Genomic DNA, 19,733 nt, shown 5'->3' with positions numbered 1-19,733 from the left:
CGGAGTTCCACCGGTAGGACCGCAGCACACCTCGACGACGACCCGGTTGATCCAGGCGAGTTCCCGCAAGGCAGACTGGTGATAATATGAACCACGAGAAGCTTCGTTCGACACGAACCACAAAGTTGCCATGTCACTTAACGATAGCCCCCGGAGTCTGCGGCCGTCGTCCGCTTGGAAATCAATCGTCCAGCCTTCACTCTCCGCACGGGTGATATTGAAGCCGGATATCACGGTCTTCTCGTCATCCTGTACGAAACTTATAACCAGCAGTCTACACACATGTCAGACAGCGAAACGAATTCGATCGCCACTGATTTGTGTTGAGGAGGTGTCGGGCCCTCGCAAAGCCCCCCCCTAATTCTGAAATTCGATACGAATTGCTCGCTGCATCCGCCGCTGATCGAGGATGCCGGAAAGGCAACCTCAGCGTCCTGTAGTTCGCCGACGGCATCAACCTCATTGGAAGGTAATGCCCTGAAACTACGACCTTTCCCGTGCGTCAAAATCGGTCGTTTAACTCCCCATGACTTAGCCATGCGAGGGCTCTATACGGGAAGGTGAAAAATGACGGAGTTAGCTGTTTTATCTTCGGGTTCGTCTGGGCCGCAAATAGGCGGCCGAAAACGACCAATTTTGTCAAGCTTCCGCACGTGGAAACGACACTTGCTTCTGCGGCACCGAGCCGCCTAAACGCCTGCGTTATCTAAAGTAATCGAATGTCTAAAATTTTTCGTCAGCCGGCATTGTCAATGCCCGCTGACGCAGAAACAGCAGGTTGGGGCGTCCGGTTTCAACCGAACAGGAGTCCACCGATCAGTGAACGTTTCCGCCTCTCGTCCCCGTGGACAGACAACGTTTGTCGGCTACGCCCGCGTCTCAACCGAGGATCAACGTCTCGATCTCCAGCTTCGAGCGCTGCGCGATGCAGGGTGTCAACAGATCTTCACAGATCAAGGCGAGTCTGGTGGCAGTTTCACGCGTTCCGGACTGGAGGCGGCCATGCGCAGCCTTCGCCCCGGCCAGACGTTGGTGGTCTGGCGACTTGACCGCTTGGGACGCTCCCTGGCGGGTCTCGTGAACCTGATGGATGAACTCGGTTCTCTAGGTATTCATTTTCGTTCCATAACTGAGCATATTGATACCGCATCGTCCGGCGGACGATTGATGTTCCATATGATGGCCGCCCTGGCGGAGTTCGAACGATCTATCATAGCCGAACGCACAAAGGCCGGGTTGGATGCAGCCCGGGCTCGCGGGAAAAAACTGGGGAGACCGAGGCTCCTTTCTGATGGCGATCTTGCGCTCGCCCGACAGAAACTTGCCGCGGGGAAAGAAAATCTTCGTCAAGTCGCAAACTTTCTCAAAGTCTCGACAAGAACGCTGGCTCGTTATCTTGGCCCTACCGACCACTCGAGGAAAAATGATTCTCAGCATCAAGAACACTCAACTGAAGAAAGTATTACAGACATTACTCAATTGGCACCAAAAGAGTCGGAAATCATGTCCAATGAAATAACAGGCATGGCAATTTCTGACGCTTTAGAAAATAGACACTGTGCACGCATGGAGAACTTGCCAGCTTTAATATTCCCGTCAATCGATGAGAAAAAAAATGGCGTAACAGAAAAGTCTTGTCATCGAAGAGGGGGTGTTGCGCAAATACCTGCCAAGGATTCCCTGTTTGAATCCAGTTTGTTAGCTGGAGTGATGCGCAAGCCGAACCCCCGCCCTACTGCACGACGAACTGGCTCTCTTACAACGAAGCGCCGAAGAAACCTGGCTCTCTGACAGTGTGATTTGACCCGTCGATGAATTGGGAGGGTCTTCCGACGGGGCGCCGAGGCCGTCAGCGGAGTTACAGCGATGCCGCGATCTGGACCTATCTGATGCTGAAGCTACTGTTCGGTTTGGCCCTGCCACAGAGCCTCTTGTCGGAAATAGATGGCTTGCCATAAAAACCGTACGAAAAGTCCACCAGAAGCTGCGGGCTGTGCCCTGCGTGGGAAAGGAAGCCGGATGCTTGATGGTCTGCACCTGTCAGGACCCTGGTCGAAAGTATCGCGTCGCCTCAACGAGCAGACTGGTGCTGTCACGTTAACTGGCGTGGGGTATTTTAGGCGTTTACCGGGCTTTTCAGGCGGGGAGAGCGGTCGCGTTATTCTATTGAGCGAACGCCCTGAGACGGTGCAGATGTCGGGAGATGGCGTTGTCGATTGAGGCTGGCGGGACAAATACATTACGTACGGCGGAGAAGACGGAGACGAAGCGCTGACAGCCTCCCGGTGATCGAAACCTTTGCATGGCGTGTTCGCGTTTTCGCTGCGACAGATGTGAGTTCTCCGCCCTGTTGTTCAGGCCTTTGTGAGACCGGTGTTCCACGCATGGCATGACCTGGCGCTTCGCTGCTCTATGATCTCAGTTTATCGGTCATCATGCGTCCTGGTCTGGCGCCCTGCGTCGTGAGAAGCCGCGTCAACAACCGTCTCGCCGCTTTTGTGTTGCGTCGCGTCTGCAGGATTTCATCGAGAACGTATCCGTCCTGATCGACGGCACGCCATAGCCAGTGAACCTGACCACAGATCACAATGCGGACCTCGTCGAGATGCCACACGTCGCCTGGAACCGCGCGCTTGCGGCGTAGCCTGCGCGCAAACGCAACTCCGAACTTCACGCTCCAGCGGCGGATCGTCCTATACGACACGACAATCCCGCGTTCGAGGAGCATCTCTTCGATCACGCGGAAGCTCAGCGGGAACCGAAAATACAGCCACACGGCATGTGCGATCAACTCACGCGGAAAGCGGTGACGTTTGTAGCTGACAGGCGGAACGCTCATGCAGGGCAGTCTACAGCCCCGAAGTTAATGTGACAGCACCGAGGAGTCATCTTATCAAAAAACACGTTCACATTACTGAAAGACTGGCGAAGTGCTGCGCCCATACTTTCATGTCCGCAATTCTTATCGCGGCGGATTTTATCTTACGTCTTAAAGAATGAGTCCTGAGCCTCGATGATCGCTCTCGCACAACCTGGCGAAGATCTGTTCTAACGTAAGTCTCCATCGTCACACCGCATTGTCGTTTCCTCTTGTCCCGCAGAACACTCTAACTAAATAGGACAAGAGGTTCCCCAGTGTACAATGTAATATCGCGTTTTATCGCCACCGGTTGTATCCTTTGTTTGGCTGGACACCATCACTATGGGGACACTTCTTGTCGCAATGACCGCCGATTTTGCCGTGGGGTGAGTTCGGAGTCGACGAAGCCGTTGCTTCCTTATATGCTGCCCGAGCCAGTTCACCAACTGCGTCGGCCGCCAACGCGCCTCTCACCATAGCTTCGCATGATCAAGGAAGCGGTCGGCGGACAACTCGGTGACTTTTTCTCGTCTTATAATCTTGTCCTAATCCTGAAGGCGCTGCTGAGCCTTACGCTACCACACTTTATTTGCTCGTAATGGAAAAGGAATCCCCAAAAGTCGTGCAAAATCAACACCACCCGAATCATCAGTAGTGTATATCATTTAATATCTACTGATATCCGCGTATACTCTCTTTAACCACATTCGTTAACCGGCCAATATAATCAATTTCAACCTCTATGACGTCGCCATTTTGAAGAAACAAAGGGGGCGTTCTGCTCTTGCCAATGCCGTCAGGAGACCCGGTCGCGATGACGTCTCCTGGTGAGAGTGGAGTAAACGTGCTTATGTATGAAATCAGTTCCTCGACAGAGCGAAGCATGTTCCCGACCACGTCGTTTTGAACGCAGCGCCCGTTGAGGTATGTAAACAAGCGAAGTTTACGCCAATCGTTAATTTCGTCTTTTGTCACGAGCCAGGGGCCAAAAGAACCGGACGAAGTCCAGTTTTTCCCCGCAGTGAACCAGGTGTGCTGCCAGTCTCGTACAGAACCATCCATAAAGCAGGAGTATCCTGCCACATGGTCGAGGACTTTTTCAGGAGAGACGCGGAATGTCGGTTTTCCGATAATGACGGCCATCTCGCCCTCGAAATCCAGAGCATTGGTTATAGCTGGCTTAATGATCGCTTCGTGATGACCTACCTGCGCTTGAGGCAATCTGATGAACAGCGCGGGTGGGCCGGGGGGAGAGGCAGGTTTAGAGTCCGGCGTGGGATAGTTCATGCCGACTCCAAACAGGCGTGTAGGGGCTTCGATCAAAGGGAGAAACCGGAAGCAGCCTGATTCAATTAATGGAGCTTGTGCGAGAAGATGTTCGCGTTTTTCAAATAAAGGTGACGATAGAAAATATTTAAGATCACAAAGTGCATCATCCAGATGGGCGCCAATATCTCGCATGCCGCCCTCAACCGGGACACCGAGGGTTTTTCGCTCATTGGTTATGATCGATGCTATTTTCATGGTTAATGCTCCTGATAAAGGGGAGTTAATTTCCTGGGTAGACGGGGAAACCCAATACGGCTCCAGCTTCGACAGTCAGACGAATTCCGAAGGTCAGTATATTTTTTGAACTGTAAGGGTATGCGGATTTTAGCATGTTGTCTGGAGAGATGACGTACTGAATATTGGGCATCAAGTGAACTCCGCGCATTATAAGAGCATTATAATTTAGTTCTATAATGCCTTCATCAGAATAGACGCTTTGATGGCCGCCTGCTCTCAGGCGGCGAAGTTGAAGGAACTTTCTCTGCCTGTCTCCCAGCTGGTAATAAGTTCCTGCAAGGCCGAGGGTGTCGTTGGGGCGACTTGCGAACAATCCGCTTACGATAAAACCCAGCGTGCTCTGACTTTTGAACTTGAGATAATTTTCGGGTTCATATGCAGTTCCACCGAAAAAGGTCACGTTTTGTCTATGATTTTCTCCAAAACGCATTGTGACGATGTCGCCTTGTATGTAAAAGCCGGTTTGGCCTGAGTGCATTAGCGAAGCGCCTCCTGCGGAGAGTTTTGGTTGGTATCTTTGGTTCAGGTAGGGATCCGCTATGGCAGCTGTATTGCCGAATGCGCCTGCGGCGATGTGATACGCGTGTGAATCCAGAACACTTTGCGAATGCAGGCCAATTTCTGCTCCCCAACTTATTCCGGTTGATGTCGACGTTCCAAAGTTCCACCCATTCGTGGGATAGGATGTGGGGTCGTACTCAAAGATGCCTCCCGAGATGTGCAGGCGATTTGTTGGTCGTATCTTCATAAATCCCCCCCAGCTGCTGAAGGGAAAAAAGTTCCAGGCTCCATTTTGAAGTGCAATTGATAACGGTTTGAAGCAAAAGGCGTTATTTTGAAAATTGCAGTAAATTGATGATTCGTCAAAAAAAGTGAGAGCAGAGATGCGACCTCCGGTGACAATCAGGCGCTCCGAGAAAAGTTTTTGTGTGTATGCGAAGGCCGCCAATCGGAAATTGTGGTAGGATTTGTAACGGGTCTGAAAACTGACTGTGTTTTCGGTGTAATCAGAGGCGAGAGAATTGCCGATAGATTTATTGATGGTGATGTGAAGAGAGCTGCCTCTAAGACCGATCAGTTTATCAAAATCAATATCCGCGCCAAACGGTATGGCGAACGAATTTCCATATCCCTTTTTCTGACCGCCTGTGACGTTTCTGGCGAATTCGTCAACAGCGAGTGCGCGGAGGTAGATCCCGTGACTGGATAGATATGTCCCTGCTCCGGTAAGCGGTCCTGTTGGCGGGGAGGGGGTAAATCCCGACCCGGGGGGAGGGAGGTAATGCAGTTGCGGGATTACGCGCAAGGAATAGTCAGGGCTGTATGGCTGCGTAGTCGCACTGCCGGGCAATGCTGTCGTGGGAAATGTCTTGTTCAGAAATGGGGCAGCGGAGGCCGTCTTCGGGCTTGTAGGAAGGGTCGCCCCGTCGGCGGGAAATGCAAAGAGTGCAAAAATGTAAGTAAGTCCGTATATTATAAAACCTCTCTTCATCCTGATAAGATGTTTTTGCGCCGAGGGAGCACGCTGAATGACTGCTTCGTCGTGTATGAGACGGCGAACATTATTGTATTTGACTGATGTGGGAACGTTCCCATTTTCGCGCGCGCGCAATGCAAACCCCTGCATGGCTCGAAATCTTTCGGAGAATATTGTTATATTTATCCGTAGCTGACGGTACGGGTCTTCTCTTTTTGCAACTGGCTGAGTGGGCAGCCAGCGCCGGTGTCGACTCGCTTTACGTGACGACCTGGCGCGCTATTGCATAGAAAATCTATTATGGAGAAAGATTTTCCAACGATTTTCCGGATGTTTCCGGGCCAAACAGGTAGACGGCTCCGGCGGTGATAACGGCCGTCACCCCGAATAGACCAAAGACGAGCGCAATTGAACCGTCCGACCCGTTTGATACCAATGTCCCGATCGTGAGCGGTCCGGCTATGGAACCGGCGCGGAGCCAGGCGCTCCCGAAGCCAGCGCCTGTGGAGCGAAGGCGGGTAGGATAGAGCTCTGCCGAGTAGAGATACAGGGAGTATGTGATAGTCTGGATGCAAGCATAGCTGAGCGTTGTCAGAGCGAATACTACCGGGAGTGAGGAGACTCCCGCCACATACAGTGTGATAAGCGACGCGCCCCCGAGAGCCAGAGCGCCCGTGTACCAACGCCTGCGACCGACCTTGTCTATGCTTAGTGCGCAGATAAGGGCCCCGAGTGTCGAAATCGTGGTCATTGCGAAGCCAAGGCCTATTGCGTGCTTGACGGTGATCCCGAAGAATGTCTGGTAGAGGGTAGGCAGCCAGGTGACCAGACCGTTGTTGACCATATAAGAACCGAACCATAAGACCCAGAGAAGAAGTGTACGGCGTGCATAGACAGGGCTGAACAGTTCTTTTAATGAGCCGGATGGTTTTTGTGTGATGAGTGGCGTGGTTGTCGGGCGTGGGGGAGGGAGTTCACCCCCTTTTCTTGTTGCGTATTTTTCCAGTGTTTCAATGATTTCCTTCGCTTTTGCGAATTGACCATGATCAATAAGCCAGCGAGGACTTTCAGACAGTGTGAAACTCAATGGCACGATGAGAAGCAGGGGAACTGTTCCCACGATGAACATGGCCTGCCAGCCGATCACGGGAACCAGCGCGTAGCCGATCATGCCGGCGAACGCCAAGCCCACCAGAAAAAGAAGTTCATAAAGAAGGAAAAATCGCCCGCGATTTTTCGACGTGCTGAGCTCGTTGACGTAGGCGCTCGCAACCGGAACCTCTCCTCCCGTGCCGATGCCCTGCAGGAATCGGAAAAGCATCATGGATGAGGCGTCCCATGAGAAAATACAGGCGAGGCTCATGATAGCGAAAATCGTTATTGTCGTCACGAGAACAGGAAGTCGCCCGGCTCTTTCTGCAAGCCATCCGAAAACGAGTGCGCCGATAAGCTGTCCCACGTAACCGGCTGAGATAATGCCAGCGGTCGATTGGCTCGTGAGATGCCATGTTTGGTGGAGAATTGGTACGGCATAGGCGATGGAGAGGGTCGTGTAACCGTCGAAGAACGTCGCCATCCCCACGATTGCCCGTGCCCGTAAGACCGGCGATGTCACAGGTAGACGATCCAGCCTGTTGAGCAGGGCGGCTCCTGGATAGCTGTCAGTCGCCTCTGACGCTGCGTCCCTGGCCGTGGCGCTCACATGGTGTCGGATTGCGAGCTGATCGCTCATTTGACCATCCTCCTGTGCACGAGCTTTGTTGCTGTGCAACCGTTTTTGTTTTTATTTACGAGAGGTTTTTACGGATATTGATGCATCGTCCGTAACCGGCGCGCTATCGATACTCATTATAGAAAACATTTCAGCTAAGGAAAAGCGTCCACGCAGCGCGTTCGGCTGCGTGGGTGCTGTCGGCTGTGTGGACCGGTATCCGGCAGGCGACGTCAGATAATCTCGGCAGCTTTGAGAGCGTCGCGAATTTCCTGTTCGGCTTCGGGGGAGAGGTCGAGCAGGGGGGAGCGGACGGTTGCGTGATCGAGGATGCCGCGTGCGACCAGGGCAAGTTTAAGCGCTACGGTGCCTTCCATATGTGATCCACGATGGTAGACGGTTTTCGTAACCGGCAAAAGCTGATCGTGCAGTTTACGGGCTGTCGGATAATCCTTGGCCTTGCCGGCTTCTATCAGCTTGACGAGAAGTTCGGGGGCGACGTTGCCATAACCGACCAGAGCGCCGTCCACATCGAACATCGTGTGAAGCAAATACTCATCGTGGCATGTCAGAATTTGAAGATCAGGAAATTCGTTACGAAGAACGGGAATTTCTGTATCCCACCGGCGCATGTTGCGCACGCCGTTCTTTGTCGCGACGACGCCCGGCTGCGCTGCGATTTCGAGCTGGGTCTTGAGGTTGTAGGTAGCTTTCGTGACATCAGGGTACTGGAACAGGATGCACTGCAATCCTGACGCTTCGTGAATGGCTTTGTAACGGTCCTGTGGAGCGCCGTCCTGATAACCAAAGCGTAGCCAGCCGTGTGAGGGGTAGACAAGAGCGCCGGTTGCGCCCGCGTTTACGGCTCGTTTTGCTTCGAGGCAGGCGACTTCGGTGCCTTCCATCGTGATGCCGGCGATAACCGGAATTTCATCGTTGACGGCTTCAACGACCGTTTCGACCAGACGGACTTGCTCGTCAGCAGTCAGAAAAGTGCCTTCCCCGGCGTGGCCAAGAAGGACGAGGCTCTTCACACCAGCAATGGAGTGCAGCCACTTGGCAAGCGTGGCGTTTGCTTCCCAGTCTACCTTGCCGTCGCGGGTGAAGGCGGTCACGGGTGCTGGGTTAAGGCCACGCAGATCCATGATTTTCGACTTGGCGAAATTGCCGTTGGGTTTGCTGATAGCGTTCATGGGGTGCTCCGTATGCTAATCCCGGCATGTTGTGATATTGTTCCCGGGAACGTTCCCACGCTGAGCCCGACTATCCGGCCTGTCAAGACAAACTGTCTGGTAAAGCGTGCCCAAAGAGCTTACATTTTCGTTAAAGGAGTACAGACTTTTGGATAACGGCGGCATAAAAACGGCGAAACGGGCGACTTTAGTCAGTGTTGCGAAGCTTGCCGGCGTTTCCAAATCGACGGTTTCACGTATTCTCGATGAACGCTTGCCGCAGTCCGACAGCGACACGGCGCATAGGGTCAGAGAAGTTGCGACTCGCTTGGGATATATTCGCGACAACTCTGCGACGAGCCTGCGCCGGGGCCGCACGATGACGGTGGGCGTGGTAGTGCCCCGGTTGTCAGATACCGTGATGGCCCTTCTTTATGAAGCGATCAGCGCAGCCTGTAGCAAGCTCGGCTATTTTTCGATTGTCGCGACAACGGGCGATCAGCCTGCGGCGGAACGCGTGGCGACGGAATCTCTCCTGAAGAGAGGGGTCGACGGTCTTATTCTAGCGACCTACCGCACAGGAGACGCGCTGCCTGACGAATTACGTGAGCGCGGGATTCCCCATGTGCTTGCGCTAAGGACGGACGGCCATAGCCGCTCGGCCGTTGGCGACGACAGGTTTGGAGGGTACCTCGCGACCCGTCATTTGTTGGATCTGGGGCATCGGCATATCGGAATCATTGGCGGGCCGACATACGCCTCGAGCGCTCAGGGGCGAGTGCGCGGGTATCGTGAGGCTCTTGAGGAAGCCGGGGTCGCGTTGAATCCTGCCTATGTTCGGGAGACGGAATTCAGCATAGAGGCGGGCGCGATGGAGGCTCCGGTTTTGATGGGACTGTCGCCAAAGCCGACGGCGATTTTCGCAGTCAACGACAACACGGCGCTTGGGACCTTGTCTGCGCTGGCGGCCATGGGTTTGCGGGTTCCCGAAGATGTGTCGGTTGTCGGGTATAACGACATTCCAATAGTCAGGTCTCTGACGACGCCACTCAGCACGGTTCATGTTCCGTTTGATCAGGTGGCGGTGTCGGCGCTCGACTTGTTACTGACTAGGCAAGAGATCGGTCATTCTCCGATCAAGCTGATTCGGCCGACCTTCATTCCCCGCCGCTCGTCAGCGCGCCCACGTTCGTAATTGGAGGGATCGAAGAACTGTTGATTAATGCTCGTTGCGCCTGATTATAGCTTTTTGGCGTGTTGCTTTCTGGTTCTTGGTCCTGATTTTCTCTCTGGTTTTTGAGCGCAGAGAGGGTTTCCTGCTCTGGAGTGCTACGTGGCTGCGTTCATTCGCTCCAGGAGGAGCAAGCGACGCACGTTGTAGACGATATTGGCCGGCCCGATCCTCAAGGTGGCTCGGGTGATGCCCACAGTTCGCACGAACAGCCCTGTCTGCGATTTCTGATCGGCAAAAACATGCTCGACGCGGGATCGGATCACGGATTTTCCAGCGTTGGACCGCTGAATATGCCGGGGCATAGGCTTGAGATGCGGCTTTTTCCTGTGGACCCTCGAGACAAAGCCCTCTTTTTCCATGAAGTGCTCATTCGCTTTCGAGCGATAGGCTGTGTCGGCCCAGACCGTCGACGCGGTATTGGTTTTATCCAGCTGGCCCTCTCTCAAACGTGCGCCATCGCTGGCAGCGGCATCCGTCGTCTTCCATTTGCGGATCAGCCGATATTTCCGATCAATGGAGATATGCGACTTATAGCCAAAGAACGGGATGGCGAGATCCGTGGAAGGGATCGTGCCGTCCTCCTGCCGTCTGGCCTTGGTGAACTTCAGCGTCCATCGTGCATGACGGTCCTTGTGGGACAGCTTTGACGGCTTGTCCTGCCAGTCTTCGGGGATCCGTCCTTCCCGCAGAGCCGTCTTTTCATCATTGGTATTGCGCTGCTTTGGCGCGGCCACCAATGTCGCGTCCAGGATCTGGCCCGACATCGGCAAATAACCGGCGTTCCTCAGGCTGGCGTCGAAGCGATTGAACAGTCTCTCAATAGCACCCGCCTGGGTCAGTCGCTCACGAAACAGCCAGATCGTTTTGGCATCAGGCACACGGTCCGACAGCCCCAGATCGAGGAAACGCATGAAGGACAGGCGGTCATTGATCAGGTATTCCGTCCGTTCATCGGACAAATTGTTCAGCGTCTGGATCACCAGTATTTTGAACATCAGCACCGGATCAAACGGCGGACGACCGCCTTTACTGCCGTCGGCGTAAGACAGAGCTTGGCCAGATCAGGGCGAAACGCCTCAAAATCCACGGTCCGGGAAAACGCTTCGAGTTGGACACCTAACCCGCTCAATCGAGCAAAGCGCTCTTCAACATCAAAGAAACCCGGCTGCTTCATCTTCCACCACTCCCAATCAACGCAGGAGAGATGGAATCACACAGAGAGCCCCAAAACCAGAGAGTTTTTCGAAGCCTTCAGGTGCTCGTCCGGCGGTTGGCGACGGGACAACGGTTCCTCAATGAACGGGTCAGGGATGTCGTCGGGCGGAAGGATGTGGATACAGGGACATAAGGTAGCGCCTTACTGCGCCGCAGGTAAACTTGCCTTCTGCGCCGTCTAATGGCTTTATCCAAGCCGCTTTCGTCATCCTTCAAGGTGTGTGCATGTCCGCTTCTAACCCAGACCCCCTTGCGAAAGTGGCGATCCGCGCTGTGGGAGACTGGCCCACCGATCGCGTGAATGAAGACGGGGACATCATCCTCAGCGCGCGTGACCGTGCCCTCCTGCGCTCGCTCGGAACCGTCTCGCGTTTTCCCAAGAACGCAACGGTCTATGAGGAAGGCATGTCGGGTACAACCCGCTGGCTTTTGCTTGACGGAATTATTCGCATTTCTCATGTCGACGAAACGGGAAAACGCACTATCCTTGCCTTTCATTGGCACGGGGACATATTCGGACTTTGTGAAAATGGATGCTACGTCAACGGCGCAAGCGCCGTCACGGACATTGTCGTCGTAGGTTTTGACCGCGATGCCATGCGTAATACGCTTCTCCAGACCCCCCAGTTGCAGAACGATATCTTGGTCAAGGCAACCGCAGACCTTCGCTTGGGGGAACGCCACATGCTCCTTTTGACGGAACGGCCTGCCACCCGCAAATTCGCGTCGTTCCTCCTCGAACTCATCCGTATCCCCGAATGCTACGAGCGCAATACAAGGATTTTGACCCTCTCCATGTCGCGCGAGGATATCGCCGCCTATCTGGATATGAAGATCGAGACGGTCAGTCGCGCGATCACTGAGCTTGCGGAGCGTAAGCTTATAATCCGCCTTTCGATGCGCGAGTTTCGGCTCTCCTTGGCTTCCCTAAAGCAATTCTCAGCTGCGTAGGTTCTGGGTGACCAATAAGGCCATGTGTAGTGGGTCAGCTCGGCATTCGAGTGGTTAATACTTATGTTACTTCTTGTTCTATAGCATTGCGTGGGGATCTATAGAGGCAATAGAGGGTGTTATGCATTTAGCGTGAGTAATTTGGCAGCGTTTTTGAGCATGAAGCCTGCTAAGGCGATCGTGTGCATTGCTGCGAGGGTTGAAGCATAACGCTTGTAGTCCTTTACGAGCCTTCTACATCTGGTTGCCCACGCGAACGATCGCTCCACGATCCATCGACGAGGCAGGAGAACAAAGCCCCCGTTTCGCCTGATTCAAGCTGACGATTTCAAGAGCGATATCGTGGTCTTCAGCGGCTTTCGCTGCTTTTGATCCGGTATAACCCTGATCAGCCCATGCCAGTTTAACGCTGCCGTCCGTTGCTTGTTGAATACCCTGTGCCAATGGCCCTGTTTCCGCCCGGTCATTCCTGTTGGCTGGTGTCACGTGCAGAGCGAGAAGATGCCCCAGAGTATCAACGGCCATGTGAAGTTTCGATCCGTTCTTTTTCTTTGCACCATCATAGCCCGAGCGGGTTCCACTTTCCGGTGTGGAATGCAGCGTCCTGCTATCGATGATCGCTGTTGTCGGATCAGCCTTCCTGCCAGCCGCAAGACGCAGCACGGCACGCAAATCGTGGACAACAGCGTCGAAACACCCAGCCTCCATCCAGCGCCGGGATTGCTGATAAACCGCAAACCACGGTGGAAGATCGTTGGGCAACGCACGCCACGCAATGCCGTAACGGATCAGATACCGCAGACCATTGAATAGAGGACACCTGCCGCCGCAGGGATGCCGATTCCGTTGAAGCAGGAACGAGAACGCCAGATTTTGTCGGATATTGTGCATCGTGTCATGTGCCAGAGTCCGGGCACGAACCAGCGCGCCGAGACTGCCATGGGCCAGCGTAATCCCTGCGCTCTCGATTGCGACGTCCGTTCCCGTACCCATGGCAATGCCGACGGACGCGGCGGCGAGCGCGGGAGCATCGTTCACGCCATCCCCCGTCATCGCCACATGCGCCCCAGCTGCCTCAAGTCGCTACCCACCGCCTGCGCCTCGATCTCCAGATTGCCGGTGCCGTTGATGGTGCCGCCTGTCACCGGATCGCCGGCTTTCTTCTCGACACGCGCGGGCTCGCCGGTGATCTTGGATTCATCCACGCTCGACGCGCCGTTCAGTACCGTGCCGTCAACGGGGACAGATTCTCCCGGCCGGACGCGCAGCCGGTCGCCTTTCATAACGGTCTCGACCGGGACATCCTGCTCCCTGTCGTCGGCACCGATGCGGTGCGCCTGTTTCGGCGTGAGGTCCAGCAGCGCGCGGATGGCGTTGCCGGTCGCCGCACGGGCGCGCAGTTCCAGCACCTGGCCGAGCAGCACCAGCGCCACCACGACACCCGCCGCCTCGTAATAGGCGGGCAGCGTGCCGTCCGGCATCCGGAAGGTGGCGGGGAAGGCATCGGGCACGAGGGTCGCGGCAAGGCTGTAGCCGAAAGCCGCGCCGCCGCCGAACATGATCAGGGTGATCATGTTGAAGTGCAACGTGTGCAGCGAAGCAAGGCCGCGCTGGAAGAATGGTAGTCCCGCCCAGCAGACGATGGGGAGCGTGAGCGCGAGCTGAATCCAGGGCGAAAGCGCGGGCGGAACGAGGTGCACCCCGACATCGCCGCCCATTGAGACGATCAACAGGGGAATGGCGAGCGCCGCGGCCACGATAAGACGCTGCGTGAAATCCTTCAGTTCGGGGCTTTCCTCGTGCCGACCCGTCGGTTCTTCTGGCTCGAGCGTCATGCCGCAGAGCGGCCAGTTTCCCGGATGGTCCTGCCGGATCTGCGGATGCATCGGGCAGGTCCAGACCGTCTCATGCGTGGAAGGATTCTGATCGTCCTGCTGATGCGTCTGCTACATGCCGTTTCTCTCGAATGATCCAATAGGAGTAGCCGAGCGTCAGCTGTCGACTAGCACGTTTCAAAGGAAATGGCGGAACGGCCGCTTGCGAGAACAGCGTAGCGTTTCCGCGATGTCTGACATGAGGGCGATTGGCGCCCGCCCGCTTGTTCCGGCAAATAAAGCACAATTGTGGGGAAAGAACGCGGGGGTATGATGGGTTACTCACGGCGTTCATTGCAGCGGTGCCTTTTTCTCCCCTCCCGGTTCAGTGGGGCCTTGATCGACGTTGCAAGTGCCTCTCCTGTCTGGGTGAGGAAGCGCATGATGAGCTCGAATTCGCTGTCGCTGTATCCGTCCAGTTCCTGCCGCATCAGGCCGCCCAGTTCCCGATAGAGCGTAGATGCCTGTTCCGAAATGGAACCGCTCGCCTTCAGCAGAACCCGGCGCTTATCGGATGGGTCACGCGCACGCTCGACTAAACCCTGAGCCTCCATCTTCTCGATTAGCCCGGACACGGTTCCGAGTTGCAACCCTGACTCCTGTGCCAGTGTCGTCATCGGCAACGGCCCCAGAAGCGCGATCAGCCGCAGGCATTTGAATTCGGTCGCCGTCAGACCGAGGCGTTCAGCCACTTTCTGGTGGAACAGCACGAGGCGGGCCGCAAAAAGCTGAATCGTCGGGACATAACGCGCAAAGCGGTCGCTTGGCTTATTGAGCATAATAGTTAGATGTCCTAAGTATATTGTTAGATATTCTAAGGAGTCGCGCGTGTCATGTCGATCCCCTCATCCTGCACCGTCCTTGTCGTCGGTGGCGGCATCGTCGGCCTGACGGCTGCCGCTTTTCTTGCGAAACATGGCGTAGACGCCGTACTCGTCGAACGGCGCTCATCGCCGTCGAAACGTCTGCGTGCGAAATTTTTCTATCCGCGAACGATCGAGCTCTATCGCTCGCTCGGCATCGAGCCGGAGATCGCAACGCCTTCCGGCATGCTGACCGATGCCGCGATCGTCCAGACCCTGGCAGGAGAGGAAATCCGCCGCTGGACGCTTCCGGCCATTGAAGGAACGGCAGCTTCGCCCTGCGTGGCCTCGTCCATCAAGCAGCAGGATCTGGAGTGCATCGTACGGGACACGGCACAGCGTCTGGGGGCGCGTCTCTTTTTCGATCATGTGCTGACGGCGCTCGACCCGCATCCCGACGGCGCGATCGCAACAGTCAGGACCGACGACGGGACCGAGACCACGCTCCACGCCGATTACGTGATCGGATGCGACGGCAACAAGAGTATAGTGCGCGATCGTCTCGGCATCGGGACCGAAGGACTGGGCGATCTCGTCCATTCCATGAGCATCACGCTCCGCTGCGACATTCGCGAAGCCCTGCGCGGGCGGCCCCTCAGCTTCGCATGGGTGCGGCAGGCCGGGATCAATGCCTTCCTGTCATGGAGCACCGATCTCACCTCGGTCGTCCTGAGCGTCGAGTATGACCCTGCGGATACGGCGAACGCCACGCGGTTCGCGCCGGAATACTGCCGGTCGCTTGCGGCCTCCTGCGTTGGAATGCTGCCAGAACAGATCGAAGTGGTCGATATCCATCCCTGGTGTCTGTCCTCCTGGTATGCCCACAGCCTCCGGCAGGGGCGGGTTTTTCTGGCTGGCGACGCCATTCACAGCACGCCGCCGCTCGGCGGGTTCGGCGCCAATACCGGCATCCATGATGCCCATAACCTGACTCTCAAGCTCGTCTCCGTGATCCGGCACGGGGCGCCGGACTCGCTGCTTGATCTCTACGAGGCGGAGCGAAGGCCGGTGGTGCGGATGGTAGTCGCCCAGGCCACGGCTAGGCTGGCGCAGCGTTCGGACGTCCGGCTTCCACTTGAGGCGCTTCAGCCGGTTCTGGACGAGGAAACGATCAGCATGGGGTATCGCTATCCGATCCTGCCTCATACCCAGAGCATTCCCAACCCGATCACCGTGCCTCCGCGCGACCTCCATGCAGAGCCGGGAACGCGCGCGCCGCATGTCTGGCTGCATCGGGACGGCGTGCGTCTCTCCAGCCTTGATCTGTTCGGCGACGGGCTGGTGCTGTTGGCGGGGACAGATGCGGTCGACTGGTGCCGGGAGGCGAAAGTTTCATGCAGCACGCGGGGTGTTCCGATATCCTGCTATATCGCAGGGCGTGACGTGAAGGATCTCGACACTGTGTTTCTGACCGCCTATGGGATTTCCGCAAGCGGGGTCGTTCTCGTCCGGGCCGACGGGTTCGTCCTGTGGAAGGCCGTGCGGACAACGACCTTCTCTGAAGCGGAGTTTCTGACTGTTCTTGTCAACGCGCGGGAATTGCGCGGCCCCGTGGCGTAGTAACCACTCCGTGCAGGATCAGAGCGCCTCAGCAACGGTCTGGTCGCTCACTGTCTGCGGTTCGGCACCGAGAAGCCGGACGAGTCGCGCGTTGTCGAGCCTGACCGGATGGCACCAATAGGGCCTCACCTGCATCACCTCGTGCGCAAAACCGCCGAACGGGGAGAGTGCGCGCACAGACTGGATACCTGAGTCGGCAGAGCCGTCTACTGGTGGCGAAGGCAGGATGTTTGTTGTCGCAGTGCCAAAGGACAGAATCTCTCATTAAGGAGACTGGATCTTCCCTCTTTTCCGCAAGTGAACGTTTGATACGAGACAAATTAAATACGGCTATATTGAGAAAAATGATATTACACGAGGCGTGCCGGTAACGGGCCAAAAACATTGACATGTGGAAGCAGATAAGTCGTAGTGCGTTGTAACGGCAATGGACTCTGCTTGGCTTCCTCCAGAAGTCGAACCGCCCCAAGGGCTGATGATTCCGACCTCGCCATAATGGCATTCGAGGTAGGAGTGTGTTCAGAGAAATGATTCGTTTTCCGTTTTTTCAAAATTCTGTTGTAGTCCGCATTGTGGTCGTTCTGAGCTGGAGCGGACTTCTTGAGCCCATGGAGGCGTGTGTCGGCACGTTGTCTCCTGTATTCCTCAGGGCGGTTGATCACGTCACCGATTATCGCTTTGCCCGTCCTGCTCTGGTTCCTGCTGTTGGCAGGTGTTGCCGTCGGACTGGCTTAATTATTGGTTCGGGCGTTCCGCCGAAGGCGGGCAACAATCTGATAGTGGGTCAGATCCACGAACCAGGTGGGGAGCTGCTCCTGCGTATGGTGCCTCTTGTCCTGGTTGCCACCGCAGTCGGCCATCTATTCGGGGCTTCGGTCGGGTAAGGCAATTCAGATTGGCGGCGGTATAGCACCCGGGTTTGCCCGCATGTTCCGGCGCCCGGCTTCTTTATTGTGACATCGTCCATGTCGCCCGTGTGGCAGGATTCACCTGCCTGAATGCCCACTTTGCATATTATGGCTTCTGGAGAGGTGGTGAAATCCGGTAGGCGTTGGGAGAAATTCCCAATACGCTTCTGTCGGTTTATGTCCGATATTCTGGGCGACCCTAAATATCTGAATGCATTCTGCCTCTCTCATGCGGGACTTCTGAAAGACACGTCGCTTTATTTCAAACACGCTGAATTCTGGCATTTCGCTATGCTGCCCACGCTCCGCCAGAGAGTGCAACACCATCATTTCAGGAGTACAAACCATGCGTATTCTCGCCATCCTCGATCGCGTCGAAACAGCGACCTATACTCTTGAGACCGCAGGAGAACTGGCCGCCCGTTTCGGTCACCCACCGCTCAGGGTTCTCCATCCCGAACTTCAGGACAATCCCGATTATCAGACGCCTGATGAAGGGATGCCCAGCCCCGAAGAAGAAAAGCGTTTTGCGCAGAAAGTTTCTGAAAAAGCTGATGCACTGCGCGACATCTTCCAGAAATGGAAATCCGGGTTGACCGACCAACAGGCAACCGAATGGATCGAAATCGCTGGGGATATCCGCAAGACAGTCGCACGTGAAGCCATGAATGCCGATATGACGGTTCTAAGCCGTCCGCGCTCGTCAGATCCCGAGGAAATCACGCAGGCGTTCAGCGGGGCGTTATATGATGCGGGCGCCACTGTGATCGTGGCGCCGCTTCAGCATCATGAGACCGTTGGGGCGCGTCCGGTGATCGCCTGGCATCCGTCCTCAGCCCTTGAGCGGGCTATGGCCGCCGCACAGCCTTTTCTGCAGCGGGCATCCCATGTCAGCATTGTAATCGGCGAAGACCGGGAAAATGAAGTGGCGGAACCAGTTGTCGCGGAAGAACTTCGGCGGAAAGGCGTGGTTGTCGCCATTGATCGCTTTGTTATTGCCTCATCCGACGTGGGAGAGGAAATCCGACAGCATGCCCTGAAGGCAGGAGGTGATCTTCTGATTATGGGGGCTTATAGTCGCCCTCATTTCATCGAGTGGCTGTTTGGCGAGCCGACGCAGGATATCCTCTCACACGCCACGCTTCCGATTCTGACCCATCATTGACCACATATCGCAAGAACGAGGCTTATGCTGCCCAATATTCTGCCGACACTCCTGATTGCGCTGGGAAGCACCACAGGAACTCTGCTTCGATACTGGGTGGGCCTCGCCACCGCTCGCTGGAGCAATACCCTTCCGTGGGGTACGATCTTCATCAACTTCACCGCTTCATTCACTATAGCCTTGTTCGCGGCACTGACGGCGGCAGGAGGTCGTGTGCATGTTTCTGACACGACACGTCTTGTTTTTATGGTTGGGATCTGTGGTGGGTACACCACCTTCTCCTCATTCAGCCTTCAGACCTTTGACCTGCTTCAGAACGGCCATCTCGTCAGAGCCTGCCTGAATGTTGGGATTTCGCTCGTGCTCGGGATGATCGCGGTCTTCCTCGGGGTAATGCTCGCCCAGCCTCTCAATCGCGCTTAGTACGAAATCAGATTACCGTGAGAAATTCTTCTCCGGTCAGTGGGATTCCTCGGGCTGCTGACGCCGCCCTGTGTCATCAATCAGCATCAAAACGGCAAGGTCTGTTTTTAGGACATTATTTATGTTTCAGATGCGTCTCAGAAGAGGCGAATCCGTCAGCCTCCTGCTGTGTGCTCTACTCCAATGAACATCTGGCGGTCACTGCGTGATGGGCCCAATCAGACCTCCGGCTTCAGCACAGGACTGGCCTTGAATCGCACGGTCTTGCCGGCCTGCACCTCCACGGGTTCGCCGGTGCGGGGATTGAGCGCTTTCCGGGCCGTGGTCTTGTGGACGCCGAACGTCCAGAAGAACGGCAGCGTGAACCCACCCTCTTGCTTCAGTTCGCCGATGATGGTGTCGACTATCATCGGCGGCCTTGGCGGCGGCAATTCCGATGAAGTCGAGAAAATCCTGAAGAATACTGGTAATGAAGGCTTCGCTCATGCGGGCGCAGGCGCGTGTTGTGGTCGATTCCCGGAAACGGGAGCAGCGCTCTTGCGCCCCGTCACCGCCAATATACAAGTTCAACTGTTCCAGCGCCCTTTGGCCCCAGACATTTGTTGCGCTGGTGTGTCTGTGCCTTTTTCTAATCGACGCCGTTGATCAACCGCTCCTCGAATGAGCGGGTGCGAAATCTCGCCGCGCGGAAGAGTACGGATATGAGGACGGAAGGAAGCCGCAAAGTCTGAAGATGACGGGACGATCATTCAAG

At 55.7% G+C, this 19,733-nt stretch carries 12 protein-coding genes and 6 pseudogenes; 7 read left to right on the top strand and 11 right to left on the bottom strand.

Annotated features, from left to right (window positions below):
- Positions 1-819: 819 nt before the first annotated feature.
- On the top strand, positions 820-1,791 hold the full coding sequence (locus J2D73_RS21505; RefSeq protein ID WP_207881519.1) for a recombinase family protein: 972 nt from the start codon (positions 820-822) through the stop codon (positions 1,789-1,791).
- Positions 1,689-1,928: pseudogene (locus J2D73_RS10570) on the top strand (transposase); the annotation flags it as partial. The gene J2D73_RS21505 and the pseudogene J2D73_RS10570, both read left to right, overlap by 103 nt.
- Before the next feature lie 235 nt (positions 1,929-2,163).
- Here J2D73_RS10570 and J2D73_RS20790 read toward each other — a convergent pair.
- The 5 genes and pseudogenes from J2D73_RS20790 to J2D73_RS10545 all read right to left on the bottom strand — a co-directional run bounded on the left by J2D73_RS20790 (position 2,164) and on the right by J2D73_RS10545 (position 8,807).
- Positions 2,164-2,839, bottom strand: a pseudogene (locus tag J2D73_RS20790) (IS6 family transposase).
- A 693-nt stretch (positions 2,840-3,532) separates the two neighbouring features.
- Positions 3,533-4,384, bottom strand: coding sequence for a fumarylacetoacetate hydrolase family protein (locus tag J2D73_RS10560; RefSeq protein WP_207881517.1), 852 nt, complete (start codon positions 4,382-4,384; stop codon positions 3,533-3,535).
- A gap of 25 nt (positions 4,385-4,409) precedes the next feature.
- On the bottom strand, positions 4,410-6,053 hold the full coding sequence (locus J2D73_RS10555; protein WP_207881516.1) for a carbohydrate porin: 1,644 nt from the start codon (positions 6,051-6,053) through the stop codon (positions 4,410-4,412).
- Between the two features lie 148 nt (positions 6,054-6,201).
- Positions 6,202-7,635, bottom strand: coding sequence for an MFS transporter (locus J2D73_RS10550; protein WP_207881515.1), 1,434 nt, complete (start codon positions 7,633-7,635; stop codon positions 6,202-6,204).
- Positions 7,636-7,847: 212 nt separating this feature from the next.
- Complete coding sequence (locus J2D73_RS10545) at positions 7,848-8,807, bottom strand: dihydrodipicolinate synthase family protein (protein WP_207881514.1); 960 nt, start codon at positions 8,805-8,807, stop codon at positions 7,848-7,850.
- A gap of 106 nt (positions 8,808-8,913) precedes the next feature.
- Between J2D73_RS10545 and J2D73_RS10540 the strand changes: the two genes are divergently transcribed.
- Positions 8,914-9,981 carry a LacI family DNA-binding transcriptional regulator gene (locus tag J2D73_RS10540; protein WP_341535071.1) on the top strand — a complete coding sequence of 356 codons (1,068 nt, stop codon included), beginning with the start codon at positions 8,914-8,916 and terminating at the stop codon, positions 9,979-9,981.
- Between the two features lie 134 nt (positions 9,982-10,115).
- On the opposite strand, the pseudogene J2D73_RS10535 reads toward J2D73_RS10540, so the two are convergent.
- Positions 10,116-11,194 (bottom strand): annotated as a pseudogene (locus J2D73_RS10535) (IS5 family transposase).
- Between the two features lie 299 nt (positions 11,195-11,493).
- Here J2D73_RS10535 and J2D73_RS10530 point away from each other — a divergent pair.
- Positions 11,494-12,186 (top strand): cyclic nucleotide-binding domain-containing protein, encoded by a 693-nt coding sequence (locus J2D73_RS10530; RefSeq protein ID WP_207881512.1) that lies wholly within the window; start codon positions 11,494-11,496, stop codon positions 12,184-12,186.
- Positions 12,187-12,305: 119 nt separating this feature from the next.
- Here the strand turns inward: J2D73_RS10530 and J2D73_RS10525 are convergent.
- The 4 genes and pseudogenes from J2D73_RS10525 to J2D73_RS10515 all read right to left on the bottom strand — a co-directional run.
- Positions 12,306-12,999 (bottom strand): annotated as a pseudogene (locus J2D73_RS10525) (IS5 family transposase); the annotation flags it as partial.
- A 236-nt stretch (positions 13,000-13,235) separates the two neighbouring features.
- Entirely contained in the window at positions 13,236-13,904 is a 669-nt protein-coding gene (locus tag J2D73_RS21500) for a P-type ATPase (protein WP_341535075.1), read from the bottom strand.
- A 111-nt stretch (positions 13,905-14,015) separates the two neighbouring features.
- A pseudogene (locus J2D73_RS21490) lies at positions 14,016-14,075 on the bottom strand (heavy metal-binding domain-containing protein); the annotation flags it as partial.
- Positions 14,076-14,338: 263 nt separating this feature from the next.
- Positions 14,339-14,839 carry a MarR family winged helix-turn-helix transcriptional regulator gene (locus J2D73_RS10515; protein ID WP_207881511.1) on the bottom strand — a complete coding sequence of 167 codons (501 nt, stop codon included), beginning with the start codon at positions 14,837-14,839 and terminating at the stop codon, positions 14,339-14,341.
- Positions 14,840-14,893: 54 nt separating this feature from the next.
- Between J2D73_RS10515 and J2D73_RS10510 the strand changes: the two genes are divergently transcribed.
- From J2D73_RS10510 to crcB, 3 genes are all read left to right on the top strand, one after another.
- Complete coding sequence (locus tag J2D73_RS10510; RefSeq protein ID WP_207881510.1) at positions 14,894-16,483, top strand: FAD-dependent oxidoreductase; 1,590 nt, start codon at positions 14,894-14,896, stop codon at positions 16,481-16,483.
- A 1,254-nt stretch (positions 16,484-17,737) separates the two neighbouring features.
- Positions 17,738-18,556, top strand: coding sequence for a universal stress protein (locus J2D73_RS10505; RefSeq protein WP_207881509.1), 819 nt, complete (start codon positions 17,738-17,740; stop codon positions 18,554-18,556).
- Positions 18,557-18,580: 24 nt separating this feature from the next.
- Entirely contained in the window at positions 18,581-18,979 is a 399-nt protein-coding gene (gene crcB, locus J2D73_RS10500) for a fluoride efflux transporter CrcB (protein ID WP_207881508.1), read from the top strand.
- Between the two features lie 218 nt (positions 18,980-19,197).
- On the opposite strand, the pseudogene J2D73_RS10495 reads toward crcB, so the two are convergent.
- Positions 19,198-19,465 (bottom strand): annotated as a pseudogene (locus J2D73_RS10495) (HU family DNA-binding protein).
- Between the last annotated feature and the right edge of the window lie 268 nt (positions 19,466-19,733).

This window comes from Acetobacter sacchari (assembly GCF_017377715.1).
Classification (GTDB): Bacteria; Pseudomonadota; Alphaproteobacteria; order Acetobacterales; family Acetobacteraceae; genus Acetobacter; species Acetobacter sacchari.
The sequence above is the reverse complement of the archived record's forward strand: the minus strand, read 5'-3'. Positions and strand labels throughout refer to the sequence as shown.

Coding starts and splice junctions, on each gene's coding strand:
- J2D73_RS10560 (WP_207881517.1), bottom strand. CDS start 4,384: ATGAAAATAGCATCGATCATAACCAATGAGCGAAAAACCCTCGGTGTC.
- J2D73_RS10555 (WP_207881516.1), bottom strand. CDS start 6,053: ATGCAGGGGTTTGCATTGCGCGCGCGCGAAAATGGGAACGTTCCCACA.
- J2D73_RS10550 (WP_207881515.1), bottom strand. CDS start 7,635: ATGAGCGATCAGCTCGCAATCCGACACCATGTGAGCGCCACGGCCAGG.
- J2D73_RS10545 (WP_207881514.1), bottom strand. CDS start 8,807: ATGAACGCTATCAGCAAACCCAACGGCAATTTCGCCAAGTCGAAAATC.
- J2D73_RS21500 (WP_341535075.1), bottom strand. CDS start 13,904: ATGGGCGGCGATGTCGGGGTGCACCTCGTTCCGCCCGCGCTTTCGCCC.
- J2D73_RS10515 (WP_207881511.1), bottom strand. CDS start 14,839: ATGCTCAATAAGCCAAGCGACCGCTTTGCGCGTTATGTCCCGACGATT.
- J2D73_RS10510 (WP_207881510.1), top strand. CDS start 14,894: ATGTCGATCCCCTCATCCTGCACCGTCCTTGTCGTCGGTGGCGGCATC.
- J2D73_RS10505 (WP_207881509.1), top strand. CDS start 17,738: ATGCGTATTCTCGCCATCCTCGATCGCGTCGAAACAGCGACCTATACT.
- crcB (WP_207881508.1), top strand. CDS start 18,581: ATGCTGCCCAATATTCTGCCGACACTCCTGATTGCGCTGGGAAGCACC.